The sequence below is a fragment of the Pseudomonas sp. FG98 genome, assembly GCF_057808595.1.
Map to the genome: position 1 here is coordinate 152,462 of NZ_JBMDIJ010000003.1, position 23,908 is coordinate 176,369.

At 64.1% G+C, this 23,908-nt stretch carries 20 protein-coding genes; 8 read left to right on the top strand and 12 right to left on the bottom strand.

Annotation, left to right across the window (positions count from 1 at the left end; genetic code table 11):
- The gene (locus tag ACODSK_RS03620; protein ID WP_489013953.1) at positions 1-1,725 is read left to right on the top strand and encodes a putative 2-aminoethylphosphonate ABC transporter permease subunit; all 1,725 of its coding nucleotides are present in this window, start codon (positions 1-3) and stop codon (positions 1,723-1,725) included.
- A gap of 45 nt (positions 1,726-1,770) precedes the next feature.
- Positions 1,771-2,796: a putative 2-aminoethylphosphonate ABC transporter substrate-binding protein gene (locus ACODSK_RS03625; RefSeq protein ID WP_489013955.1), complete on the top strand. Its 1,026-nt coding sequence runs from the start codon at positions 1,771-1,773 to the stop codon at positions 2,794-2,796.
- Between the two features lie 60 nt (positions 2,797-2,856).
- On the opposite strand, the gene ACODSK_RS03630 is transcribed toward ACODSK_RS03625, so the two are convergent.
- The 9 genes from ACODSK_RS03630 to yaaA all read right to left on the bottom strand — a co-directional run bounded on the left by ACODSK_RS03630 (position 2,857) and on the right by yaaA (position 15,730).
- Positions 2,857-3,951: a mannuronate-specific alginate lyase gene (locus ACODSK_RS03630; protein ID WP_489013956.1), complete on the bottom strand. Its 1,095-nt coding sequence runs from the start codon at positions 3,949-3,951 to the stop codon at positions 2,857-2,859.
- A gap of 7 nt (positions 3,952-3,958) precedes the next feature.
- A complete protein-coding gene (locus ACODSK_RS03635) occupies positions 3,959-5,398 on the bottom strand; it encodes an alginate O-acetyltransferase (RefSeq protein WP_489013958.1) in 1,440 nt (479 codons plus the stop codon).
- 12 nt (positions 5,399-5,410) lie between these two features.
- A complete protein-coding gene (algG, locus tag ACODSK_RS03640) occupies positions 5,411-6,973 on the bottom strand; it encodes a mannuronan 5-epimerase AlgG (protein ID WP_489013960.1) in 1,563 nt (520 codons plus the stop codon).
- A gap of 18 nt (positions 6,974-6,991) precedes the next feature.
- A complete protein-coding gene (locus ACODSK_RS03645) occupies positions 6,992-8,479 on the bottom strand; it encodes an alginate export family protein (RefSeq protein WP_489013961.1) in 1,488 nt (495 codons plus the stop codon).
- Complete coding sequence (gene algK / locus ACODSK_RS03650; RefSeq protein WP_489013963.1) at positions 8,476-9,888, bottom strand: alginate biosynthesis TPR repeat lipoprotein AlgK; 1,413 nt, start codon at positions 9,886-9,888, stop codon at positions 8,476-8,478. The genes ACODSK_RS03645 and algK overlap by 4 nt, the downstream gene beginning before the upstream one ends.
- Before the next feature lie 127 nt (positions 9,889-10,015).
- Positions 10,016-11,182 (bottom strand): PilZ domain-containing protein, encoded by a 1,167-nt coding sequence (locus ACODSK_RS03655; RefSeq protein ID WP_489013965.1) that lies wholly within the window; start codon positions 11,180-11,182, stop codon positions 10,016-10,018.
- A gap of 39 nt (positions 11,183-11,221) precedes the next feature.
- Positions 11,222-12,703: a mannuronan synthase gene (alg8, locus tag ACODSK_RS03660; protein ID WP_489013967.1), complete on the bottom strand. Its 1,482-nt coding sequence runs from the start codon at positions 12,701-12,703 to the stop codon at positions 11,222-11,224.
- A gap of 70 nt (positions 12,704-12,773) precedes the next feature.
- Positions 12,774-14,090, bottom strand: coding sequence for a nucleotide sugar dehydrogenase (locus tag ACODSK_RS03665; RefSeq protein ID WP_489013968.1), 1,317 nt, complete (start codon positions 14,088-14,090; stop codon positions 12,774-12,776).
- An 860-nt stretch (positions 14,091-14,950) separates the two neighbouring features.
- Complete coding sequence (yaaA, locus tag ACODSK_RS03670; protein WP_489013970.1) at positions 14,951-15,730, bottom strand: peroxide stress protein YaaA; 780 nt, start codon at positions 15,728-15,730, stop codon at positions 14,951-14,953.
- A gap of 122 nt (positions 15,731-15,852) precedes the next feature.
- Here yaaA and ACODSK_RS03675 point away from each other — a divergent pair, with 122 nt between their 5' ends.
- From ACODSK_RS03675 to ACODSK_RS03700, 6 genes are all read left to right on the top strand, one after another.
- Positions 15,853-16,977 carry a polysaccharide deacetylase family protein gene (locus ACODSK_RS03675; RefSeq protein WP_489013972.1) on the top strand — a complete coding sequence of 375 codons (1,125 nt, stop codon included), beginning with the start codon at positions 15,853-15,855 and terminating at the stop codon, positions 16,975-16,977.
- Positions 16,978-17,288: 311 nt separating this feature from the next.
- A complete protein-coding gene (locus ACODSK_RS03680) occupies positions 17,289-18,683 on the top strand; it encodes a PhoH family protein (RefSeq protein ID WP_489013974.1) in 1,395 nt (464 codons plus the stop codon).
- A 99-nt stretch (positions 18,684-18,782) separates the two neighbouring features.
- Entirely contained in the window at positions 18,783-19,256 is a 474-nt protein-coding gene (moaC, locus tag ACODSK_RS03685) for a cyclic pyranopterin monophosphate synthase MoaC (protein WP_489013975.1), read from the top strand.
- Positions 19,253-19,498: a molybdopterin converting factor subunit 1 gene (moaD, locus tag ACODSK_RS03690; RefSeq protein ID WP_489013976.1), complete on the top strand. Its 246-nt coding sequence runs from the start codon at positions 19,253-19,255 to the stop codon at positions 19,496-19,498. The genes moaC and moaD overlap by 4 nt, the downstream gene beginning before the upstream one ends.
- 1 nt (position 19,499) lies before the next feature.
- Complete coding sequence (gene moaE, locus ACODSK_RS03695; RefSeq protein ID WP_489013978.1) at positions 19,500-19,946, top strand: molybdopterin synthase catalytic subunit MoaE; 447 nt, start codon at positions 19,500-19,502, stop codon at positions 19,944-19,946.
- A 248-nt stretch (positions 19,947-20,194) separates the two neighbouring features.
- Positions 20,195-20,974 (top strand): ABC transporter substrate-binding protein, encoded by a 780-nt coding sequence (locus ACODSK_RS03700; protein ID WP_489013979.1) that lies wholly within the window; start codon positions 20,195-20,197, stop codon positions 20,972-20,974.
- Between the two features lie 31 nt (positions 20,975-21,005).
- On the opposite strand, the gene ACODSK_RS03705 is transcribed toward ACODSK_RS03700, so the two are convergent.
- The 3 genes from ACODSK_RS03705 to ACODSK_RS03715 form a co-directional block, all read right to left on the bottom strand.
- Positions 21,006-21,626, bottom strand: a complete 621-nt coding sequence (locus ACODSK_RS03705; protein WP_489013980.1) for a helix-turn-helix transcriptional regulator — start codon at positions 21,624-21,626, stop codon at positions 21,006-21,008.
- A 76-nt stretch (positions 21,627-21,702) separates the two neighbouring features.
- Positions 21,703-22,833 (bottom strand): NAD(P)/FAD-dependent oxidoreductase, encoded by a 1,131-nt coding sequence (locus ACODSK_RS03710; RefSeq protein ID WP_489013982.1) that lies wholly within the window; start codon positions 22,831-22,833, stop codon positions 21,703-21,705.
- A gap of 15 nt (positions 22,834-22,848) precedes the next feature.
- Positions 22,849-23,799: an ornithine cyclodeaminase family protein gene (locus tag ACODSK_RS03715; RefSeq protein WP_489013983.1), complete on the bottom strand. Its 951-nt coding sequence runs from the start codon at positions 23,797-23,799 to the stop codon at positions 22,849-22,851.
- Between the last annotated feature and the right edge of the window lie 109 nt (positions 23,800-23,908).

Consider the following 23,908-nt stretch of genomic DNA (forward strand, 5'->3'; position numbering starts at 1 on the left):
ATGGGCGCGCCACTCACCCTGCCGATCGCACAGGCGAAGGCCAAACCGCTCTCCGACGTTGCCCTGGGTGACCGTCTATTCGTGGTCGGCGGCAAATGGCTGCTGCTGATGTTCCTCGTGGTCTCGGTGCTGCTGCCGCTGCTGGCGATCTTCTGGCGCGGTTTCAGCAGCGAAGCCGGGCAGGGCGGCGGACTGGTCGCGGCCCGCGAGTTGTTCGCCAGCGCCAACTTCCACTGGTTGCTCGGCAACAGCCTCAAGGTCTCGCTCAGCGTCGCCGCCATCGTCGTACCGCTGGCCTACCTGTTCGCCTATGCCCTGCAACGCACGCTGATTCCCGGCAAACGCCTGTGGCGAGGGATTTCCCTGCTGCCGCTGCTGGCACCGTCGATGCTGCCGGCCATCGCCCTGGTCTACCTGTTCGGCAACCAGGGACTGCTGCGCGGCCTGCTCAGCGACAACATCTATGGCTTCTGGGGCATCGTCCTTGGCGAGGCGATCTACACCTTCCCTCACGCGCTGATGATCCTGCTGTCTGCCCTGTCCCTGGCCGATGCACGGTTGTTCGACGCCGCTTCGAGCATGGGCGCAGGTCCGTGGCGCGCGTTCCACAGCATCACCTGGCCGGCCACCCGCCAGGCCGTGTTCGCCGCGTTCTGCCTGGTGTTCACCCTGACCATCACCGACTTCGGCGTGCCGGTCGTGGTTGGCGGCGATTACCAGGTGCTGGCGCTGGAAGCCTACAAGGCGGTGGTCGGCCAGCAGCAGTTCGGCCGCGGTGCGCTGATCGGCATGATCCTGTTGATCCCGGCGCTGCTCAGCTTCGGCGTCGATGCCTGGCTGCGCCGGCGCCAGGGCGAGGCCATGAGCGGGCGGGCCCAGGTCTTCGAGCCGGCGCCGTCCCGTAGCCGGGATGCCTGGTTCCTCGCTGTGGTGGTGCTGGTCTGTGCCGTCCTGCTGCTGGTGGTGGGCATGGCGGTGTACTCGTCGTTGGTCAAGTTCTGGCCGTACAACCTGTCGCTGTCGCTCAAGCACTACCAGTTCGACGAAACCGCTGGCGGCGGCTGGCTGGCCTATCGCAACAGCCTGACCATGGTCCTGGGCACTGCGCTGATCGGCAGCGTGGCGATCTTCACCGGCGCCTACCTGATGGAGAAAACCAGCGGGCAGCGCCGCCTCAACCTGATCCTGCGCCTGCTCAGCTTCGTGCCGATGGCGGTGCCGGGGCTGGTGCTCGGCCTTGGCTACGTCTTCTTCTTCAACCTGCCGGGCAACCCGCTGCATGTGTTCTACGGAAGCATGGCGCTGCTGGTGATCTGCACCGTGGCCCACTACCTGACCACCGCGCAGATGACCGCGACCACCGCCTTGCGCCAGCTCGACGGCGAGTTCGAGGCTGCCGCGCTGTCGCTCAAGGCGCCGCTGTACCGGCACTTCCTGCGGGTCACCCTGCCGATCTGCCTGCCGGCGCTGCTGGACATCGTCCGCTACCTGTTCGTCTCGGCAATGACCACGGTATCGGCGGCGATCTTCCTCTACAGCCCGGACACCATCCTCGCCGCCGTCGCCGTGCTGAACATGGACGACGCCGGCAACGTCGGCGGTGCTGCCGCCATGTCGACCCTGATCCTGTTCACCAGCGCCGGCGTCTCGCTGCTGCTGGCCTGGGCCTCCCGGGGCCTGCTGCAACGCTCCCAGGCCTGGCGCCAACGCGCGCCGGGCCACTGATTGCGCCACCCAACCTGACCAACGTCCCTCCAAAGGAACCGCATCATGTTCAAGCCACTCGCCCTTGCCGCTGCCGTCCTCTGCGCATTCAGCCTGCAGGCCAGCGCCGCGCAGACTTCGCTGACGGTCTATACCGCACTGGAAGCCGAACAGCTGAAGAGCTACAAGCAGGCGTTCGAAAAGGCCAACCCGGACATCGAGATCAAGTGGGTGCGTGACTCCACCGGGATCATCACCGCCAAGCTGCTGGCCGAGAAGGATCGCCCGCAGGCCGACGCGGTGTGGGGCCTGGCTGCTTCCAGCCTGGCCGTCCTCGACCAGCAGGGCATGCTGCAAGGCTATGCACCCAAGGACCTGGGCAAGATCGGTACGAACTACCGCGACCCGGCCAACCCGCCGGCCTGGGTCGGCATGGACGTGTGGGCCGCGACTATCTGCTTCAACACCGTCGAGGCCGAGAAGCAGGGCCTGAGCAAGCCGGTGAGCTGGCAGGACCTGACCAAGCCCGAGTACAAGGGCAAGATCGTCATGCCCAACCCGGCCTCGTCCGGCACCGGCTTCCTCGATGTCAGCGCCTGGTTGCAGACCTTCGGCGAGCCGCAGGGCTGGGCCTACATGGATGCCCTGCACCAGAACATCGGCCAGTACGTCCACTCCGGTTCCAAGCCCTGCAAGCTGGCCGCGGCCGGTGAATTCCCGATCGGCATCTCCTTCGAATACCCGGCGGTACAGCTCAAGCGCCAGGGCGCGCCGCTGGACATCGTCCTGCCGAAGGAAGGCCTGGGCTGGGAGATCGAGGCCACTGCGGTGATCAAGGGCACGGCGCATGAAGAAGCGGCCAAGCGCCTGGCCGACTTCTCCGCCAGCCCGGCGGCGATGGAGCTGTACAAGGAAAACTTCGCCGTGCTGGCCCAGCCGGGCATCGCCAAGCCGCAGACCGAACTGCCGGCGGACTACGAGCAGCGCCTGATCAAGAACGACTTTGCCTGGGCCTCGAAGAATCGTGACCAGATCCTTGCCGAGTGGCGCAAGCGCTATGACGGCAAGTCCGAGAAAATAGCCCAGCAGTAGATCTTCACTGACCCCATCGCTGGCAAGCCAGCTCCCACAAGGGCTGCTCCCACAAGGGGGTTATTTGCGCTCGGCCCCCGGGTCATACAGCCGGGTCACATCCCCGCCGAGGCGGAAGCTGTTGAACGGCTGCATGTCGTGGCGGCGTTTCTGCACGTCGGCGCTGCACGCGTAGAGGCTGCACCAGGGCTCCAGCCAGGCGTACTTGGTCTTGACCCGCAGGTCGTCCATGTCCTGGTCGTCGCCGGTCTTGCGCTCGAACGCTCGCGGGTCCTTCGACCCGGCCAGGACCTGTTCGCCCAGACGCTTGAGCGCCTGGTTGTTCTCGCCGCGCAGATCCACGCCATTGACCTGGGCGAAGCTGGCGATCATCGCCAGCGGCGGCAGGGCGTAGTTGTGGTAGGCGAGGGCCCGTTGGCGGCGCTTGAGCTCGTTGGGCAAAAAGCCCTGGGCGTCGACCTGGCCGGCAGCGACGCGGTACTCCTTCACCGCCCAGTCGAACAGGTCGCGGCGGTCGGTGACCACGGCGGTGGCCATCACCGACCAGGCCGCCCAGTAGCTGTGGTTGTTGATCTTGGCCAGGGGCAGGTTGCTCCAGTCGCTGACCACCTGGTCGGCGAGGCGGCCGAACCATTTCTCGATTTCCTCGGCCTGGGCCTGGTGCGCCGCCAGCGGCCGGGCATTGGAGAACTTCAGTTGCAGCCAGGCACCACTGAGGCTGCCCAGTGCCCATTTGCGCATCGACTTGCCGGTGTGGTTGAAGTCGCTGGACATCAGCGCATCGGCCCGCGCCCAGGTGGTCAGCCAGCCCAGCGCGCAATCCAGTTGCTGCGGCCGGCCATCGCGCAGGTAGCGGGTGACCTGCTGGGCGACGCCTTTCTCCAGGCTGGTGATGCTCGCCGTGGAGTCGCGGAACGACTTGTCGGCGCTGGCGTTGAAGGTCGAGCGCGACGAGTCCGAGCCCTCGTACTTGCTGCGAAATTGCAGCTTGCCGGTGTAGGGTGCCGGTGCGGCTTCGCACTTGAAGTCACCGTCGCCGCTCTTCTGCTTTTCGATGCCGGCGCCATAGCCCGGCGGCGGTACCAGCCCGGCGGCGAGAGCCTGGCCGGAGAGGCCGAGCAATACCGCGCTGGCGATCATGCTGAGTCTGTTCATGGGGTCCTCACAATCCGGCTTGGGCGTTGCGCGGGGCAGCGCCGACAGGGCCGCGTTCGCACAGGGTGGCCTGGACTTTCTGGGTGCCGCTCTCCGGCCCTTGCAGCTCTACGGCAAGCAGGGTCTGCGCGGCCCAGTCCTCGTCTTCACGCAACTGGAAGGCGAAGCGGCCGTCGGTGTCGGAGGTGGTCGGTTTCTCGATCTTGATGTCCTCGTGGCGGCCGTTGAGGTACCAGAGGGTGGCCTGCATGACCTTGACCGAGGTGTCTTCGTAGCGGATGTCCAGTTGGTGGTTGCGGTTGGTCAGGTCCTTGATCACGCCGTTGCGACCGTTGACCATCAGCTCGTTCTGCCCCGGCTTGAGCGCGGCGCTGGCGCTCATCTGCGCCGGCTTGCCGTCGCAGCCGTTGTCGAGCAGGGCGAGCATCTGCCGCCAGATGGTTTCCTGGTTCAGCGGGTACAGCGGGGAGAATTCCCAGACCAGGATCTTCGGCGGGTTCTTGCGGAATTCCTCGCTGCCCAGGTACTGGATCATCGAGCCTTCCAGACCGCCGCCGGGGAAGGCGACGTTGAGCACGTCGGCGCCGATGTACTGTTCGAGGAAGCCGGAGAAGTTGTAGTTCTTGCCGCTGTGGCTGGTACCGACCAGGGTGATCTGCGCGTTGCCCGAGTCACCGAACAGATCGTCGCCGCCGCTGGTGCCCTTCGGCTCGGTGGCGAACTGGTCCATGTACTGCACTGCGTAACTGGTGCCGCAAAGCTGGCCGGCGACGTTGTGCAGGGTGCCGGTCTTGCCCATGCGTCCGGATTTCTTCGTTTCGAATTCCTTGCGCGGAATGCCTTCGAAGGCCGGCATGGCGTGCACGGTTTCGGCGACGATCTTCGCCGCGCGCTCGGCGCCGTACGGGGTCCAGTGCTGGTCGCCGCGGAAGTAGAAGTCCTTGCCCTGGTCGGCGGCGGCCAGTTGCTCGTTGGTCAGCGGCGACAGGTCGGGCACGTTGTAGCCCATGCCACGGAAGCGCTTGAGCATGGCCTGGTAGTTGCCCAGGGCCTTCTGGTAATCGAACTTCGCCTTCTCTTCGGGATTGAGCATGTTGCGGTTCACCAGGCCGCGGGTCGGCTGGTAGACCACCACCAGCTCGACGCCACGGGCCTTGAACGCATCGTGCAGTTGCTGCAGGCGCTTGTAGCCGGCCGGGGTGGTGTCGAACTCGGTGCGCAGGTCTTCCTGGGTGCGGAACAGCCAGTCGCCCTTGGCCTGGACCAGGGTGGTGAAGTTCTGCTGATAGCGGGTGGTGTAGCGGCTGGCGTCGTGGGCCTCGGGGCACAGTTGGCAGCAGGGTTCGGCAGTGAAGTTCGGGGCCGTGACCTGGTCGGCGCGCACGCCGTTGCTGATCGCCAGCAGGGCGGCGCTGAGGCCCAGGAGTTTCATCAGATGTGGAGTCATGTTCGGGCTTCCTCAGTCGACCATTTCGGTCTGGCGTTCGACCGGATCGATCAGCACGGCCTTCTGCTGGCGCACCATCAGGTCGAGGATCTCGTTCTGCCGTTCGCCCAGCACGCCGGACAAACTGATGCCGCTGGCCTTGCTCGGCGCCAGCATCGATACGCGGTACAGCTCGACGCTCAGCGGCGAGTCGATCGACAGCGGGCCGCTGCCGTTGGCCGCCAGCTCGCCGCCGACCAGGATCAGCGAGACCTTGGTGTCGAAGGGGTCGAGGGCGATGTCGCGGTCGGTGTCGGAGAGGTCCTTGATGTGGCCGTAGACGCCGACCAGACCGTTGGCCATGGCCAGGTTTTCGTACAGGCGGATGTTCACGCTGTTGCGCACGCGGATGCCGTGGCGGCGGTTGCTGATCAGCTTGTTGCCCCAGATCAGGTTGTCGCCGCTTTCGTACAGGGTGATGCCGTCGGTGTGGTTGCGGTAGATCTCGTTGTAGGCGATCAGGTTGTTGACGCTGTTACGGTCGATCACCACCCCGGAGAGTTTGTTGTCGTAGCTCTTGTTGTTGATGATCCAGCTGTCGTTGACCTCGCGGGAAATGATGATCCCGTGCTTCTTCTTGGTGCCGTACACCGTGTTGCCGGCGATGATCAGGCGGTGCGAACGGTCATGGGGGTCGATGCCGTAGACGATGTTGTCGTGGTAGGTGCTGTCCTTGACCACGAAGTCGCTGGTCTCGTAGCAGTAGAAGCCGTACCACATGTCGCTGAAGGTCGAGCCGATGATCCAGCCGGTGGGTTCGGCACGGCCCATCTGCTTGGCCATGTTCGGCGTGTACTGGGAGATGCTCACGCCGTAGGACTTGCTCTTGGCGTAGCCGAAGCTGGCCATGGTGCTGTTGACGATATAGGTCTCGGTGCCGCCCCAGGACAGCAGGAACGGACGGAACTCATCGGGCTTGCGGAAAGTGGCCGGGCCGTTGTCCTGCTCGCGCCAGCCGATCACCCGGGTGTCGCTGACGAACAGCTTGCCGTCGTTGACCAGGAACGAACCGCCTTCCTGGGAGAGCCGCAGTTCCTTGACCTTGCCGTTGATTTCCAGGGTCGCGCCGTGGCCGACCACGATCGGCAGGCGGGCCAGCCACACACCGGGCGCGGTCTGGCGCAGGAAGCGCTCGGGGACCTTCTTCGCCAGTTCGGTGAACTCGACATGCCCGCCGTCGATGAAGATCGCCTGGGGAATGCCGTGCTGGCGGCGTACCCATTCGGCGCCCTTGTTGTCGCCGCCGATGAACTCCTTGAGGGTGTTTTCCTGGAGCATGCGCCGCACCGAGACCTTGCCCGGCGTGCGCCGGTCGATCTTGTGCTGCACGGCCTCGGCGGTGTAGCCGGACAGGTCCGGCAGTTTCGGCGGATCGAGGTGCAGCGGCTCCACCGGCGCGGTGCTGACGGTGTAGGTCTTGGCCTGTTGCAGCCCTTTGGCCACCGGCGCCGCCTGGCCGTTGGCCTGGGCGATGCCGGCGGCCAGCAGCAGGGTGCCGGCCAGCAGGGCGTGAAGTCGGTTCGGATGAAGGTTCATGTCAGTGCTCTCCGTGGCTCAGAACCGCCAGACCACGTCGATGAAGGCGCGGTGCATGTACGAGTCGGCCTCTTTGCCGTAGGCGTCGCCGGGCTTGAACACGCCGCCGCGAAAGCGCACCAGCGCCGAGGGTTCGTCGATGGATTTGCTCAGGGATGCCGGCAGCAGGCCTTGCTTGAAGTACTTGGTGACCACCAGGTCCATCTCCTGACCGACGTCCTTCTCGCCCTGGACCAGCGGACGGTTGATGCCGCCGTCGTCGACCACCGCATTGATGCTGCTGCCGCCGAGGTTCTGGTCGCCATCGACGCGCCAGAACTTGTGGTAGATCAGGCTGGCGTCGTAGTCGTCGCGCAGTTGCCAGGAGGTGAACAGGGTGGCCGCCTGGAGGTTGCCCAGCTCGCCACGGAAGGCCTCGCCGAAGCGGTGCACGCGGGAGCGGGTGCCGGTCCAGTTGGAGCGGTTGGATTCCAGGCCGGTCTGCTCGTAGTTGTTCGAACCGTCGCTGCCGCCACCGCCGCTGCCACGGGCATAGGCCGCGCCGACCTGCCAGTTGGGGTCGAGGCGCAGGCGGATGCCGAGGTCGGTGGCCCAGGCATTGACGTCGCCGCTCTGCTTGCCGGTCGCTACCTGATCGTTGCCAACCGTGGTGCTGCTCAGGGTGTCGCGGTCGCCGGTCAGCCAGGTGACGCTGCCCCAGTAGTTGAGGGTGTTCTGGTTGCGCCAGTTGTAGGCGTCGCTGTTGGCCTCCAGGCCGAGCCAGGTGAGGTCGCCGGTGCGCGTCTTGTCGAGGGCGTCGAGGGTTTCGCCAGGGCTCTTCAGCTTGCCGTCGTCATGGGTGTGGTGAGCACGCAGGCCGACCCAGTGGCCGGGTGTCCATTGCGCGGCGATATCGCCGTAGACGTGCAGGCGGTCCTTGTCTTCGGCCGCCAGCTCGGTGAGGTCGGTGCGGTATTCGCTGAAGCGCTCGGCCATGCCGAGGTTGGCGCGCAGCAGGGTGGTGTCGAAGGTCCAGTTCAGCGCTTCGATATTGGTGTCGCGCCACATGCCGTCGTCGTTGCGCAGGCGCTGGCGGCCGAAGCGCAGTTCTTCGCCGGGGTAGGCGGTGAAGCCCTTGTAGCCGACCCAGAACTCGCGCATGGCCAGGTAGTTCTTCTTGGCTTCGCGGTCGTCGCTGCTGTTGTTGCTGTCGTCGATCTCGCTGCCGTCGGCGGATTGCCGGCTGGTGTCGGTCTCGATGATGTCGGTGGCCGCGACCGCCTGGCCCATGGCGTAGGCGCTCCAGTCGCCGCGCTCGAAGAACACCCAGGGGCGCAGGTCGAGACCGAGGCCGTTGACGTCGCCGCCGTCGCGGGTGCCGAGGTCGCGGTCGTCTTCCGACTGGCCGGTGATCTTCACTTCCAGGCCGAAGTTCTTTTCAGCGGTTTCGGCGGCCAGGGTCGGGCACGCCCAGAACAGGGCGAAGCTGAGGCCGAGGCCGGCCTTCATCCACGGATTGAGCATCATAGGGAAGAGTCCTCGGCGGGTTCGTCAGGGCTTTGCACGGCTTGCAGGGCCAGGGCGCCAGGGCCCGGGCCGATGGCGCCACGGGCGGCGCGCTCCTGCTCCAGCAGGCGCTGGGCGGCGGCTTTCTGTTGTGGTTCGAGTTGCGCATCCAGTTCGTTGGCCAACGCGGTGGACTGGTCGCTCGGGTTGGCCTGTGCCAGTTGGGCGAAGACCCAGGCATTGACCGGATTCTGGCGGATGCCGTGGCCTTCGCTGTAGAGCTGGGCCAGGGCGTAGTCGGCGCTGAGCTGGCCGCCACGGGCAGCCTTGAGCAGATGGTCGACGGCTTTCTGCGGCTCGACATCGCCGAGGTAGCCACGGCGGTAGAGCTGGCCGAGGTAGTAATCGGCGCTGATCTCGCCGGCTGCGGCGGCGCCGAGCAGATGGGTCTCGGCCTTTTTCGCATCGGCCGGGACGGACTTGCCTTCGTAGTAGAGGCGGCCCAGCAGCAGCTCGGCGCGCGGTTGTTCCGCCGCGCGGCCCTTGTCGATGTAGTCCATCAACTGGTCGCTGTCGCCCAGCTCGGGGAAGTCGTAGAGCAGTTGCGCCAGGCTGACCCAGGACGCCGGGTTCTGCGGGGCTATGTCTTCGAGCAGGGCCTGGGCGGTTTTCTCGTCGGTCTGGCCGAGGTTGCGGTCGGCCAGCACGCGGGCCACGCTGTCGACCCGGCTGGCCGGGATGGCGCCGCGCTGGTAGGCGCTTTTCAGCTGCTCCAGCAGCGCCGCCTGTTGCTCGGGCTGGGCACGTTTCTGGTAGACCGTGGCCAGTTCGACGTAGCAGATGTCGGTGCTGGTGAGCGCGGCCTTGCAGATCTGCTCGACCTCGTCGAGGTGCTGGTCGTAGCTGCCCTGGGTGCGATACAGCAGCACTTGCGCCAGGCCCGCTTCCGGGTAGCCGGCGGCGCGCCACTGGTCGATCTGCTGCTGGGCGTTGGTTCTGGGGAAGCTCTGCGGGTATTGCAGATAGAGCATCGCCAGGGGGATCAGGGTGTTGCCCTCGCCGCTGGCGAAGGCTTGCTTGAGCAGGGCCTCGGCTTCGTGGCGCTCGGCTTCGCTGGCGTCGGGCTTGGCGGCCAGCAGGCGGCCGAGGCGAGCCTGGGCGCGGGACGAGGTGGCGGCCGCGGCGCGGTAGGTAGCCTCGGCCTGCTTGAGCTGGGCCGGGTCGCCGGTGTTGACCTGGATATCGGCCAGGCCGACCTGGGCTTCGCTGTAGCCGAGCTCGGCCAGTTGCCGGTAGTTGCGCTCGGCGGTGGCGGTGTCGCCGTTCTTCAGGGCTTCGTTGGCCAGGCGCTGGTCGGGGAGGCCGGCACAGCCGGTGAGGCTGATGGCTATGGCCAGAGCACAGAGCAGTGGTGCTGTAGAGGGCCTCATCGCTGGCAAGCCAGCTCCCACAGGATTTGAGGCTGCCCACAATACTGAGTCTGGCTCAGGGCTTGTGGGAGCTGGCTTGCCAGCGATTGGGGACACCAAGGAGTAGCTGTTCATCGAGGAACCCTCTTCAGAGCCCATGCGCCATGGCGCTGTCGATCAGCCAGTCCAGTGACGGACCGCGATTGGCAGTGACGCTGGCCGGCAGGCCCACCAGCTGGCTTGGCAGCGGGCCATCCGGCTTGATCTGCACACGGATGTCCGAGGACAGGTCATCGCTGTTCAGGTTGCTGCTGGCGACGATGTGCCCGGTGCGCTGTTCGTCTTCGCCAGCGATCTGGAAGTTGACCCGGGTGCCCGGCTTGACGTCGTCGAACTGGCGGTAGCTGAAGCGGGCGTCGATGGTCGGGTTGCTGGTCCGCGGGATCAGCTGGAAGATCGCCTGGCCCTTGGCCGCGTACTGGCCGTCGTCCACCAGTTGGCGGGCCACGGTGCAATCGCAGGGGCTGGTGAGGGTGCCGCTCATCTGCTTGCCGAACAGTTCCTCGACCTTGGCCGGTTGCAGCTGTTCGTCATCGAGATGACCCTTGAGCAGGTCGAGCATGCTGGTGCTGAACGAGGCCAGCGGCGCGCCCTTGACCACGTCGGCGCCGTTTTCCACCAGGGCCTGCAAGGTACCGTCGCGGGGCATGGTGACCTGGGTGGTGGGCACGCTGACCACGCCGGCTTCGGCATGGCTGACGAAGTACACGCCGTACACCGACTTGGCGATGAAACCGAAGGCCGCCACGCCGACCACGAACACGCCGAGGCTGAAGGTCACCGCGCGCAGGCGACCGAGGGGGCTGAGGCTGCCGTCGTGGGCTTTCTGCTTGCGTGCCTTGGTGAAGTTGTCGCGCTGCAGGGTGCTGAGCACGTCGCCCATGCTGATCAGCTCGCCGGACAGGTGCGAGGTGATGATATGGCGCAGGGTGGCGATATCCCGCGGTTCGAGGTTCTGGAACTCGACACCGGTACGCCCGGTGTTGGGGTTGTACACCCGCACCAGGAACTCGACGTCCATCGACAGGCCGAGGTTGTCGACGGTGAATTGCAGGCGGCCGCGAAGCACCTGGCCGATGGTCAGCGGCTGCTTGGCGTGGAAGCTCATGCCGCCGGCGGAGAGATCGTCGATCTTCACTTCCAGGGGCTCGCGGCTCTCGCCCAGGTAGCGCAGCTTCGCGGGGATTTTCACCCGGGCATGCTGGCGCTGGGTCTCGGATTCATGCACGACATTGACGTTCACGGCGGTATTCATGGCGATGTTTTCCTGTTGGATCCGTAGGGTTTCAGCGACTCACACGACCACGAACAGCACAGCAACGAAGATGCTGGCCGCCGAGAAGGTCATGGTCCGCGAGGACCAGGTGTTGAACCATTGTTGAAAGCTGGCGAGGTCGCGTTTGAGTGCGGTGGGCTGGCGGGTCCAGGACTGTCGGTCGAGGCGGAAGAACACGTAGATCTTCATCAGCGCGCCGACGATCTGGTTGTAATAGAGGATCAGCGGGTAGGCCGGGCCGATCCTGTGCCCCGAGCACAGCAGCATGATGGTCAGGATCAGGCGGGTGATGCCGATCCACAGCAGGTAGGCGAGGATGAACTGGCCGCCGAACTTGAAGCTGGCGATCAGTGCCACGGTCAGGCCGAGCAGGCTGGTCCACATCGACACGCGCTGGTCGAACAGCACCACGCTGGTGAACAGGCCGAGGCGGCGCATGCCCAGCCCGAGGGCGCGGGAGTTCTGCCGCAGGTTGTTGCCGTACCAGCGGTACATCAGCTTGCGGCTGGCCTTGAAGAAGCTCTTTTCCGGCGGGTGCTCGACGGTGTTGATGTTGGCGTCGGGCACGTAGAAGGTGTCGTAGCCCAGGCGCATCAGGCTGAACCAGCTGGACTTGTCGTCGCCGGTGAGGAATCGGAAGCGGCCGAGCCGCCAGTGGTACAGCGAGTCGCTTTCCACGTCGGCGATGAATTCGGGGTTGGTCACCACCGTGGCGCGGAACATCGACATGCGCCCGGTCATGGTCAGCACGCGCTTGGACAGGGCCATGGAGCACATGTTGATGTGGCGCTGGGCGAAGCGCAGCTTGTGCCATTCGCTCATCACGTAGCCGCCGCGCACTTCGCAGAATTCGTTGGTGGTCAGGCCGCCGACATTGCCGAACAGCTTGAACCAGGGGACGGTCTTGCGCACCACGCCTTCACCGAGCACGGTGTCGCCGTCGATCACCGCGACCACTGCGTTCTCGTCCGGCAGGTGGCGGGAGATGGCGCGGAAGCCGAAGGCCAGGCCGTCGCGCTTGCCGGTACCGGCGATGCGCACGAAGTCCAGGCTGACCCGCTCCGGCGGGTTGTACTTGGCCCACAGGCTCTTGATCAGCAGCTCGTCGGACATCTCCACCAGGGAGCAGACCACGGTGGTCGGGTAGCCGCAGTCGATCGCTTCGCGGATCACCGAGCTGTACACCTGGGCGGTGGTCAGGGCATCGATGCGAAAGCTGGTGACCATCAGGTAGACATGGGACGGGTCGGCTGCCTTGCCGAGCTTGAGCACCTTGCGCCGCAGCCGCGGATAGACCACGTAGAGGAACAGCATGCCGCGCACGAAGTGGGTCGCGCCCATGGAATAGCGCCAGATGCCGACCGCGCCGATCAGGAACAGGAAGTCCTTGGAATCGGGGTCGAACAGGGTATTGGGCAGGGCCAGGGCGATCAGCATGAGCAGGCTCACGTAGAACAGCCAACCGGCGGCCTGCAGCAGGCCGTGCTTGAGGCTTTGCATGTTCAGCATCCGTATCGGTGACGGGACGTTCGGAAAAGCGCGCGGGACCGGACGGCCCCGCGCGGCCTGCTTACCAGCAGATACCTTCGGTACGGCTGGTGGCGCAGGTGGTCTTGCTCATGAAGCCGACCAGGTCGATCACCTGCTTGCCGGCCGGGGCCTGCTGGGCCAGGGCACGGAACTGCTCGTCGCGGTTGCCCAGGACGATGATCTCGGCGTCGTCGATGACCTTCTGGAAATCGGCGTTGAGCAGGGAGGAGACGTGGGGGATCTTCGACTCGATGTAGTCCTTGTTGGCGCCATGGACCCGGGCGTACTGCACGTTCTGGTCGTAGATGTTCAGCTCGTAGCCCTTGCCGATCAGGCGCTCGGCCAGTTCCACCAGCGGGCTTTCGCGCAGGTCGTCGGTGCCGGCCTTGAAGCTCAGGCCGAGCAGGGCGACCTTGCGCTTGTCATGGCTTTCGATGATGTCGAAGGCGTTCTGCACCTGGGACTCGTTGCTGCGCATCAGCGAGTCGAGCAGCGGTGCCTTCACGTCGAGGCTGCCGGCGCGGTAGGTGAGGGCGCGCACGTCCTTGGGCAGGCACGAGCCGCCGAAGGCGAAGCCGGGGCGCATGTAGTACTGCGACAGGTTCAGGGCCTTGTCCTGGCAGACCACGTCCATCACCTCGCGGCCGTCGACTCCGACCGCCTTGGCGATGTTGCCGATTTCGTTGGCGAAGGTGACCTTGGTCGCGTGCCAGACGTTGCAGGTGTACTTGATCATCTCGGCGACTTCGATGTCCTTGCGGATGATCGGCGCGTCGAGTTCTTCGTAGAGGGCCTGGAGTACATCGCCGCTGGCCTGGTCCAGTTCACCGATGACGGTCATCGGTGGCTGGTCGTAGTCCTTGATCGCGGTACTTTCGCGCAGGAACTCCGGGTTGACCGCGACGCCGAAGTCGACGCCGGCCTTCTTGCCCGAGCAGTCTTCGAGGATCGGGATGACCACGTTCTTCACCGTGCCCGGCAGTACGGTACTGCGCACCACGATGGTGTGGCGGCTGGCTTTGTCGCGCAGGACGAAGCCGATTTCGCGGCACACCGACTCGATGTATTCGAGGCCGAGGTCGCCGTTTTTCTTGCTTGGGGTGCCGACGCAGATCATCGACAGGTCGCTGTCGCGGATGGCCTGGGCAAAGTCGGTGGTGCCGCGCAGCCGACCGTTGGCGATGCCCTGTTGCAGCAGGGTCTCCAGGCCGGGTTCGACAATCGGGGATTTGCCCTGGTTGATCAGGTCGATCTTGGTTGCGGAAACGTCCACGCCAATCACTTCGTGGCCTCGTGCGGACAGGCAACCGGCACAGACTGCACCCACATAACCCAAACCAAAGATGCTGATACGCATCGCATTCACCTCATGTAGTTAGCTACGCCGATTCCCTTCAAAGAACCGGACCGGGTTGATTTACCAGCCGTTTTTCGGGCGCGCGGATCCACGGCGAAAGTTCGTGGACTTGCACGCAGGCATAAGTAAGTTGTGAGCGCTTAAATAAGTGCACTCAAGTAAGGCAGCCAATGGCCATAAAACGGGGCATGCCCCAAACGCTAGCCGTCTTTATTGCAATACCCGTATTCCGGTACTGCAGTGCTTGTTCTTTCAACGGGGTTAAATCCTTTGAAATCAACCACTAGGACGAATTTTGAGTGCGTCTTCTCCTGGGCCTGAGCGGCGCACCGGACGGGGCCGGGCGCTGGCTCGATAGGGTCCGTACAACTTCCATTATGGAAAACTTGTTATGTAAGTCATTTCTCACAAGGTGCTCGAAAATCGTTACGGGTGGTATGAGCGGGGGCGGAGGGGATAAGTTCCTGAGGGGGAGAAGTGCAGATGAAAGATTTCTAAATATTTTTTCAGTTGCCGATACTTTCAATCTGATAGCACGCGACAGTTTCACCCCTGTATATAAAGGGCGAACTAGAGGTGGGATGGTTTTATGCCAGCATGAAAAATTTTTTCAGGATTTTTCGTCAAAAAACTACGAACGGTCTTATGGCGTTTTGCGATAACGAGAGATTGGTGGTTTTTTGGCGCCTATATATTGGCGTTTCTTGGGGTGAGGCAGGGGACTTGGGGTGATGCAGATGGCCCTATCGCTGGCAACGCCAGCTCCCACAGGGTGCGCGTCGAGCGCAAGTACTGTGGCTGGCCCATAACCATGTGGGAGCCGGCGTTGCCGGCGATGAGGGCATCAGCCACAAAGCAGATCAGTCGTCAGGATGGTCGCGCAGGAACACTAGATTGTCCGCCTTCGACTGCTCGGCACTGTAGTAGTACCCCTGCACATCGAACTGCTTGAGCTGTTCCGGATCGCTGATGCGCTCCTGGATCACGAAACGGCTCATCAGGCCGCGGGCCTTCTTGGCGTAGAAGCTGATGATCTTGTACTGGCCGTTCTTCTGGTCGCGGAACTCGGTGTTGATTACCCGGGCCTTGAGCGCGCTGCGTTTCACCGCGCTGAAGTACTCGTTGCTGGCCAGGTTGAGCAGCAGGTCGTCACCCTGGTCGGCCAGGGCCTGGTTCAGCCATTCGCTGATGCGCGTGCCCCAGAAGGCATACAGGTCCTTGCCGCGGGCGTTGGCCAGCTTGGTGCCCATTTCCAGGCGATAGGGCTGCATCAGGTCGAGCGGGCGCAGCAGGCCGTACAGGCCGGAAAGCATGCGCAGGTGCTCCTGGGCATAGCTGAAATCGTCTTCAGCGAGGCTTTCGGCATCGAGCCCGGTATACACGTCGCCCTTGAACGCCAGCAGCGCCTGCTTGGCATTGGCCGGGCTGAAGTCCGGGGTCCAGCTGCCGAAGCGCGCGGCATTGAGGCCGGCGAGCTTGTCGGAGAGGTGCATCAGTTCGCTGATCTGCGCCGGCGACAGTTCGCGCAGCTGGGTGATCAGCTCCTGGGAGTCGTCCAGGTACTGCGGCAGGGTGAAGCGCGAGGTCACCGGCGGGGTGTCGTAATCGAGGGTCTTGGCGGGGGAAATCACCGTCAGCATAAAGGTCGGCTCCTTGAATCGTCGGGCGATTCTACGGGGCGGGGCCGATGTTCTCCAGCTATCGCGGCGATAGGCACGGGCACTGCTATAGTGCCCGGCGGATCAACCGAAGAGTGTTCACCGTGCGCAAAGCCCTCGCTGCCCTGACCCTCCTGCTGGCCTTCGGCGCCCAGGCCGCTCCGCAGCCGATCGCCATTTTCGATCGCAAGTACTGGCCGGAAAACCTGGACACCCCGGTGCTCTTCGATGTCGCCTCGCGGGCCGAGATCCTGTCCTTCGCCCGGGTCCTGAGCGAGACCGAGTCCCTCGATGACGCCACCCTGACCGCCCGTCTGCAACTGCGTCAGGCCAACCTGCCGATGATCCGCGAGGTGCGCGAACGGTTGTGGGGCGCCCTGTGGCGCAACTACGACATGGCCCAGCAGAGCTGCGAGCAGGACGCCTCCTTCTGTTATGCCATCGACAACCTGGGCGACCTGCGCCGTACTGCCGCCACCTTCGCCGTCGCCGCCGATTCCTTCTATGCCGCCTGGGCCGAACCGAGCCGGCAGTTCCATATCGCCTACCTCAACGAACTGCTGCGCAAGGCCGCGCTGTTTCCGCAGACCGCCAGCGAGGTGGCGTTCTTTTCGCCGCAGGAAGTCACCGGCGATCGCCTCAATGACCGTCTGTTCCTGCTCAGTTTCGATGGTGGGCCGAGCATCGTGCCGGGCAATACCGAGGCGCTGACTGCGTTCCTGCGCAAGCAAAAGCTGGAGGCGTTGTTCTTCGTCATCGGGCAGAACCTGCAGACTCGCCGCGACAAACAGTCGATGCAGGCCTTGCGCGATCTCTACCGTGGCCAGTGCGTCGGTACCCAGGGTTGGCAATACCGCTCCCATGGCCAGTGGAAGGACTGGGAGGACTCGGTGATACGCGGTGTGGCGCGGGCGCAGAGCGATCTTCCCGAGCAGTACGTGCCGTTGTTCCGCCCGCCCTATGGTCAGCGCCGTGCCGACAGTCCGGCGTTCTTCGCCAGCCAGAACCTGCGGGTCACCCTGTGGGACATCGACGCCCAGGACCTCAGCCCGCTGACCGCCGAACAATCGGCGCAGCGCACCCTGACCCTGATGCTGTTGTGGCGTCGTGGCCTGATCCAGCTCAGCGACAGCCAGCCGAAAGCCCTGGAGGTGGTGACCTGGTTGCTGAGCAACACGGCGCAGAGCGGGATTGGCTGGGAAGACTGCCGCGACTTCGCCGGGCAGTGAGATGCGGGGCGTTGGTGAAAGGTTTCAACGAGGTCCACTCCTGACTGTAGTCGCGCTTTCCCACGCCGCCAAGGGCTATTCGTCAAAGCGCAAAATAAACTTCACCTACACGTAAAAACGCTTTTTCCTGCAATGGTTTTTGCGGTATGTAGGAGTCAGACGGCCGAATCCTGCAGCCAGGTGGCGTCTTCCAAGACCCTCCTTATGCAGGTGCACTTCCCGCCCGTAACGACGCGGATACGGGGAGAACGGCGGTCACTCTGCGATGCAGCCGTAGCGCATCGTACAGCTCCCACATAAGGTGACCGAGTATGGATGACCAAGGACGCACTTCTTCCTCCAACCAGCCAATCCTGTATGTGTTGGACACCAACGTCCTGATTCACGACCCCAACGCCTTGCTCAATTTCGAGGAACACCACGTCGCCATTCCGATGACGGTGCTGGAGGAACTCGACAAGCTCAAGACCGGTAAACATACAGTCGCCGCCGAATGCCGCCAGGCCATCCGTTTGATCGACCAGACCCTGGGCGATGCGACGCCCTCCGATGTCGAACTGGGTGTGCCCATCCAGCGCGGCAAGAGCGGTCCGAAAGGCTCGCTGTCGATCCTCATGACCGAGCGCGCCGAACCCAATCGCCTGCTTCCGGAACACCTCAACGACAACATCATCATCAACCAGGTCCTGGACTTGCGCGCCAAGCACAAGGACCGTGACGTGGTGCTGGTGACCAAAGACATCAACATGCGCCTCAAGGCCCGCGCTTGTGGGATCGCGGCCGAGGACTACAGCACCGACCAACTGGTTGACGACGTCAGCCTGCTGTCCAAGGGCTATCACTCGGTCACCGGCTCCTTCTGGGACCGGGTCGCCAAGGTCGAGACCCGTCAGGAGCGCGGTCGTACCTGGCACCGGGTGCAACTGATCGACAACCTGCCGGCGGTCCACGTCAACGAGTTCATCATCGATGAACAGGGCTTCGTCGGCTGGATCAAGGGCATCAAGGACAGCGAACTGCTGTTGCTCGACCTGCACCAGGAGCCGCTGCTGCACCAGGAAGCCTGGGGCCTGAAACCGCGTGACATCCACCAGGGCCTGGCGCTGTTCGCCTTGCTCGACCCGGATATCCATCTGGTCAACCTCACCGGTGCTGCCGGTTCCGGAAAGACCATCCTGGCCCTGGCTGCGGCCATCGAGCAGACCATGGTCAGCAAGCGCTACCGGCGCATCATCGCTACCCGCAGCGTGCAGGGGCTCGACCAGGAAATCGGCTTCCTGCCCGGTACTGAAGCGGAAAAGATGGAGCCCTGGCTTGGCGCCATTACCGACAACCTCGAAGCCCTGCACATGGACGACGAGAGCACCCACGGCAGTGTCGAATACATTCTCGAAAGGGTTCCGCTGCAGTTCAAATCCCTGAACTACATCCGCGGGCGCAGCTTCCAGCAAAGCCTGATCCTCATCGACGAATGCCAGAACCTCACCCCGCACCAGATGAAAACCATCATCACCCGTGCTGGCGCCGGTTCGAAGGTGATCTGCCTGGGCAACCTGGCGCAGATCGACACGCCCTACCTGTCGGCGACCAGTTCGGGCCTCACCTACCTCACCGAGCGCTTCAAGGACTTCCCCAACGGTGTGCATATCACCCTGCAAGGGGTGCCGCGGTCGATTCTGGCGGAGTATGCGGAATCCCATCTGTAAACGACCCCACCGGGCGGCCCTGCGCCGCCCGGCTTTTTTTCGCTGCCAGATCCTGACTCGCGGGTTTACAATCGACGCCCCCGATCAGGAGTTCCCTCTGTGCTGACTCATCTCGATTCCCAGGGCCGCGCCGCGATGGTCGACGTGACCGACAAGGCCGTGACCCACCGCGAAGCCGTGGCCGAAGCGCGGGTGCGCATGCTGCCGCAGACCCTGAGCATGATCGTCGACGGTGCCCATCCCAAGGGCGATGTGTTTGCCGTGGCGCGTATCGCCGGTATCCAGGCGGCGAAGAAAACCAGCGATCTGATTCCGCTGTGTCATCCCTTGATGCTGACCAGCGTCAAGGTCGAGCTGAGCGCCGAAGGCACGGACTGCGTGCATATCGTCGCGCGCTGCAAGCTGTCCGGGCAGACCGGCGTGGAAATGGAAGCCCTGACCGCCGCCAGCGTCGCTGCGCTGACCATCTATGACATGTGCAAGGCGGTAGACCGCGGCATGACCATCGAGACCGTGCGCCTGCTGGAAAAGCTCGGCGGCAAGAGCGGCCACTACCAGGCGGACGGGCAATGAAGATCAAGGTGGTGTATTTCGCCCGTTACCGCGAGGTGCTGGGCTGCGATGGCGAGGCCCTGGAAGGGGATTTCACCCGCGTCGAGGATGTGCGCCAGGCCTTGCTCGGCAAGGGCGAGCGCCATGCCGTGCTGGCCGAGCAGAACCTGATGTGTGCGCGCAACCAGGACCTGTGCAAGCCCGACGAAGTGCTGGAAGACGGCGATGAAGTGGCCTTCTTCCCACCGGTTACCGGAGGTTGAGATGAGCGTCAGGGTGCAGACCGCTGCCTTCGATCCGGGGGTGGAGACCAATGCCATGCATGCGGCCAATGTCGGTGTCGGCGCGGTGGTGGCCTTCGTTGGCTATGTGCGTGACTTCAATGATGGCCTGGATGTGGCGAGGCTGTTTCTCGAACATTATCCGGGCATGACCGAAAAGGCCCTGGACAAGATCGTCGTCGAGGCCGAGCAGCGCTGGCCGCTGCTCAAGGTCGAGGTGCTGCACCGGACCGGTGCCCTTGAGCCGGGTGAGCCGATCGTCTTCGTCGGCGTCGCCAGCGCGCATCGTCAGGCGGCATTCGACGCCTGCAACTTCATCATGGATTACCTCAAGACCCGTGCGCCGTTCTGGAAGAAGGAACAGACCAGTGAAGGCGAGCGCTGGGTCGAGGGCAAGCAGAGCGATGCCGATGCGGCGGGGCGTTGGTAGATATAAATCCTGAAAATTGCACAAACCCTGTGGGAGCTGGCTTGCCAGCGATAGCGATGGTGAATTCACCGCCGCCATCGCTGGCAAGCCAGCTCCCACAGGGTTTCGTATTATTCGCTCCTGGTTGTGTTTTTGTACGATAAAGTCCAGTATGGATTCATAAGTACAAAATAATTCCGGGCCCAGCGCCCGACTCCTTTTCTCTGTCTTGTCACCCCCAACACAACAACGAGCGAGAGAGCCCCATCATGAAGACCTCCCAACTGATCGCCGGTCTGGCCCTGGGCCTGTTGGCCAGCAGCCCCCTGTTCGCGGCGGAAAAGACCCTGCGCATCGGCATCGAGGCGGCCTATCCACCGTTCGCCTACAAGACTCCGGAAGGCACCATCGCCGGCTTCGACTACGACATCGGCAACGCCCTGTGCGCCGAGATGAAGGTCGAGTGCAAATGGACCGAACAGGAATACGACGGTCTGATCCCATCGCTGAAGGTGAAGAAGATCGACGCCGCGCTGTCGTCGATCACCATCACCGAGGAACGCAAGAAGTCCGTGGACTTCACCCACAAGTACTACTTCACCGGCGCTCGCCTGGCGATGAAGGAAGGCACCCAGGTCGACGATCAGTACGAGGCGCTGAAAGGCAAGCGCATCGGCGTGCAGCGCGCGACCACTACCGATCGTTACGTCACCGCCGTGTTGGTACCGAAAGGCGTGGAAGTGGTGCGCTACACCACCAACGAAGAGATCTTCATGGACATGGCTTCGGGCCGCCTGGATGGCGTGTTCGCCGATACCATCCCGCTGCAGCTGGGCTTCCTCGAAAGCGACAAGGGCAAGGGCTTTGCCTTCGTCGGGCCGGAGCTGAAGGATCCGAAGTTCGTCGGTGAAGGTGCCGGTATCGCTGTGCGCAAGGGCAATACCGAGCTGGTCGCGGAACTGAACAAGGCCATCGATGCGATTCGTGCCAATGGCGAGTATCAGAAGATCCAGGCCAAGTACTTCAAGAGCGATATCTACGGCGACTGATCCGCCGCCTCGCTCCAGGGCCTGACGTCGGTCAGGCCTTGAGTTCCTTCAGGTGCTTGTACACCGTCGCCCGCCCCATGTTCAGCACATTGGCCACATAGTTGGCCGCACTCTTGCCCTTGAATGCGCCCTCGGCATGCAGGGCCAGCACCAGTTCGCGCTTGTGGTCGCGGTTGAGCAGGTTGAAGCTCAGTTGCCGCTCGCGCAGCCAGCTGTTGAGGAAGGTGTTGATGCGTTCCTGCCAGTCATCGCGGAACAGCGCGTCCGGCTGCGGGATCAGTTTGCTCGACGAGAGGAACAGGTCCAGCGCCGCCTTCATGCTCTCGAACATCGAAATGTTCAGGTTGATGCACAGCACCGCCTGCGGCACGCCCGAGGCGTCGCGCAGCACCGTGCTGATCGAGCGGATCTTCTGCCCGTCCCAGTTGAGCTTTTCGTAGGGACCGATATTGGTGTCATCGGTGCCTTCCTCGACCATGTCCTCCAGCGCCGCGTCATCGCCGACTTCGCGCTTGGACAGGTTGTTGGCGATGTAGTCGATCTTCTGCGTGCCCAGGTCGTGCAGGACCACTTCGGCGTGGGGGAAGAACAGGGTGGCGATGGCATCGGCAATCGCCCGGTAGTTCTGCAGGCATGGATCGGGGGTCGACATTCGGACGGGCTCCACTAAGGGGTCGGCGCCCTTGGAGCAAGGGCGCTGGGGAGTGTGCCGCAAACGGCCGGAAGCGTCACCCGGCGAGGCGCGACGGTGCCAGTTGCGCGGCGCTCAGGCCGAACTGCTTCAGGCTTTCCGGCAGGTCTTCGCCGCGTACCAGGGCGGCGCTGGCCTGGCCCATGGCCGGTGAGGTCTGGATGCCATAGCCGCCTTGCGCAGCGACCCAGAACAGCCCCTTCACCTGCGGATCGAACCCCGCCACCAGGTCACCATCGGCGACGAAGCTGCGCAGCCCGGCCCAGGTGCGGAAGGGGCGGCGGATGCTCAGGGTGGTGGCTTCCTCGATCTGGTAGATACCCATGGCGATGTCCAGCTCTTCCGGCTGCACGTCATGGGGCTCGACCGGGTCGGCATTGCACGGCGAGCCGAGGAGCATGCCGGCGTCGGGCTTCATGTAGAAGGACTCGTCGAGGCTGACCAGCATCGGCCAGGCGTGAGTGTCGAGGTCTGCTGGTGCTTCGAAGATAAAGGCGGCGCGGCGTTTCGGTTGCAGGCCCAGGGGCGCGGCACCGGCCAGTTCGCCGATCTGGTCGGCCCAGGCGCCCGCTGCGTTGATCAGCACAGGTGCGCGGAACTGGCCGCGGGTAGTCTCGGCCAGCCATTGGCCTTCGCTGTCCCTGGCCAGGCCGAGGACTTCGCAGTCACCGTGGATTTCGCCCTGCTGGCGGCGGATGCCGCGCAGGTAGCCCTGGTGCAGGCCGTCGGTGTCGATATCGCTGGCGCTCGGGTCGTACAGCGCGCCGTGGACCTTTTCCCGGCGCAGTACCGGAATCCGCGCACAGGCTTCATCGGCGCTGAGCAGTTGCATTTCCGGCACGCAGGCACGGGCGCTTTCGAACTGGCGCTGGAGTTCTTCGGCGTCGCCTTCGAAGTCCACGGTCATTTCGCCGCGCGGGGTCAGCAGCGGATGCTCGGCAAAGCCGGCCGGTGGCTGATCGAAGAAGTCCCGGCTGGCCAGGGTCAGGGCGCGTACCTGGGTCGTGCCGTAGGCGGCGGTGTAGAGCGCCGCCGAGCGGCCGGTGGAGTGGTAGCCCGGCAGGGTTTCCCGTTCCAGCAGTACTACCTTGCCGTGAGGGGCCAGCCAGTAGCCGGTGGAGGCGCCGGCGATACCGGCACCGATGATGATGTAGTCGGCCTGTTGCATGACGATCTCCGCGACTCAGTGGCTGCACTGCAGATGGTAGAGGGCATTGGCCAGGGCGATGTCTTCCAGGCCGAGGCCGATGGAGCGGAAGAATGCATGGCGCTTGTACTCGGGACGTGCGGCGTGGCCGCTGACCAGCTCCGGCAGGTCGCCGACGATGGCCGCTTCGTTCCAGCCATGCTGCTCGGCGGCCAGGCGCATTTCGCCAGCGCTGCCCGGGGTGGTCCTGCGGTAGTCGCAGTAGACGTCCATCGCCGCCAGGCTGGCCGGCGGCACTTCGTGGGCGCGCACCGCATTGGTGCTGATCGAGGTGATCAGCGCCGGCTTGCTCAGGCGGGCGGGGTCGATCACCGGCTTGGCCGAGGAGGTGCAGAGCAGGATCACGTCGGCGTCGTGCAGGGCGCTGTCGAGATCGTCGTGCAGGCTCAGGCGCGGGTCGAGGGCGCTGAGGGCATTGCGCTGGTCGTCGTTCTTGCCCGCCAGGGACGGCGAATACAGGCGGATGTCCTGCCATTCGCGCAGGTCGTGGATGTAGTGCAGGTGGGCGCGGGCGATCGGGCCACTGCCGATGATGGTGAGGCGGCGGACGTCGGCCGGGGCCAGGGCATCGACGGCCACGGCGGTGGTGGCGGCGGTGCGTGCGGTGGTCAGCTCGCCGGCATCGCAAAGCAGCAGGGGCTGACCGCTGTCCATGGACATCAGCAGGGTCCAGGCGGTAACCAGGGCGCCTTGTTCGCGAACGATGTAGGGCGAGGTCTTGACCCCGTAGACCCGCTCTTCGGCGAGGACGCCACCGTAGTTGATGAAGTCGCCCTGGCCGGAGGGGAACTCCACCAGCTGCTGCGGCGGCTGCACCGCCTGGCCGGCGGCGAGATCGCGGAACAGGTCGCGCAGCACCCGGGGGACATCCACCTGGGTGAGCAATTGGCGGGCGTGCTGCTGATCGAGAACGAGAGGCGCGGCCATTCGGGGACTCCGGGGCTTTGGGTTAAACTAATTTTTCCATTATGGACTTTTAGTTTATGTTTTTTCTATCCCCTGGCTTTGAAATTTCTGGTGTTGCTGACGGCCTCAT

What these genes read in the sequence shown, in the direction of transcription:
- ACODSK_RS03620 (WP_489013953.1), top strand. Translation starts at nt 1, where the DNA reads ATGGGCGCGCCACTCACCCTGCCGATCGCACAGGCGAAGGCCAAACCG.
- ACODSK_RS03625 (WP_489013955.1), top strand. Translation starts at nt 1,771, where the DNA reads ATGTTCAAGCCACTCGCCCTTGCCGCTGCCGTCCTCTGCGCATTCAGC.
- ACODSK_RS03630 (WP_489013956.1), bottom strand. Translation starts at nt 3,951, where the DNA reads ATGAACAGACTCAGCATGATCGCCAGCGCGGTATTGCTCGGCCTCTCC.
- ACODSK_RS03635 (WP_489013958.1), bottom strand. Translation starts at nt 5,398, where the DNA reads ATGACTCCACATCTGATGAAACTCCTGGGCCTCAGCGCCGCCCTGCTG.
- algG (WP_489013960.1), bottom strand. Translation starts at nt 6,973, where the DNA reads ATGAACCTTCATCCGAACCGACTTCACGCCCTGCTGGCCGGCACCCTG.
- ACODSK_RS03645 (WP_489013961.1), bottom strand. Translation starts at nt 8,479, where the DNA reads ATGATGCTCAATCCGTGGATGAAGGCCGGCCTCGGCCTCAGCTTCGCC.
- algK (WP_489013963.1), bottom strand. Translation starts at nt 9,888, where the DNA reads ATGAGGCCCTCTACAGCACCACTGCTCTGTGCTCTGGCCATAGCCATC.
- ACODSK_RS03655 (WP_489013965.1), bottom strand. Translation starts at nt 11,182, where the DNA reads ATGAATACCGCCGTGAACGTCAATGTCGTGCATGAATCCGAGACCCAG.
- alg8 (WP_489013967.1), bottom strand. Translation starts at nt 12,703, where the DNA reads ATGCAAAGCCTCAAGCACGGCCTGCTGCAGGCCGCCGGTTGGCTGTTC.
- ACODSK_RS03665 (WP_489013968.1), bottom strand. Translation starts at nt 14,090, where the DNA reads ATGCGTATCAGCATCTTTGGTTTGGGTTATGTGGGTGCAGTCTGTGCC.
- yaaA (WP_489013970.1), bottom strand. Translation starts at nt 15,730, where the DNA reads ATGCTGACGGTGATTTCCCCCGCCAAGACCCTCGATTACGACACCCCG.
- ACODSK_RS03680 (WP_489013974.1), top strand. Translation starts at nt 17,289, where the DNA reads ATGGATGACCAAGGACGCACTTCTTCCTCCAACCAGCCAATCCTGTAT.
- moaD (WP_489013976.1), top strand. Translation starts at nt 19,253, where the DNA reads ATGAAGATCAAGGTGGTGTATTTCGCCCGTTACCGCGAGGTGCTGGGC.
- moaE (WP_489013978.1), top strand. Translation starts at nt 19,500, where the DNA reads ATGAGCGTCAGGGTGCAGACCGCTGCCTTCGATCCGGGGGTGGAGACC.
- ACODSK_RS03700 (WP_489013979.1), top strand. Translation starts at nt 20,195, where the DNA reads ATGAAGACCTCCCAACTGATCGCCGGTCTGGCCCTGGGCCTGTTGGCC.
- ACODSK_RS03705 (WP_489013980.1), bottom strand. Translation starts at nt 21,626, where the DNA reads ATGTCGACCCCCGATCCATGCCTGCAGAACTACCGGGCGATTGCCGAT.
- ACODSK_RS03710 (WP_489013982.1), bottom strand. Translation starts at nt 22,833, where the DNA reads ATGCAACAGGCCGACTACATCATCATCGGTGCCGGTATCGCCGGCGCC.
- ACODSK_RS03715 (WP_489013983.1), bottom strand. Translation starts at nt 23,799, where the DNA reads ATGGCCGCGCCTCTCGTTCTCGATCAGCAGCACGCCCGCCAATTGCTC.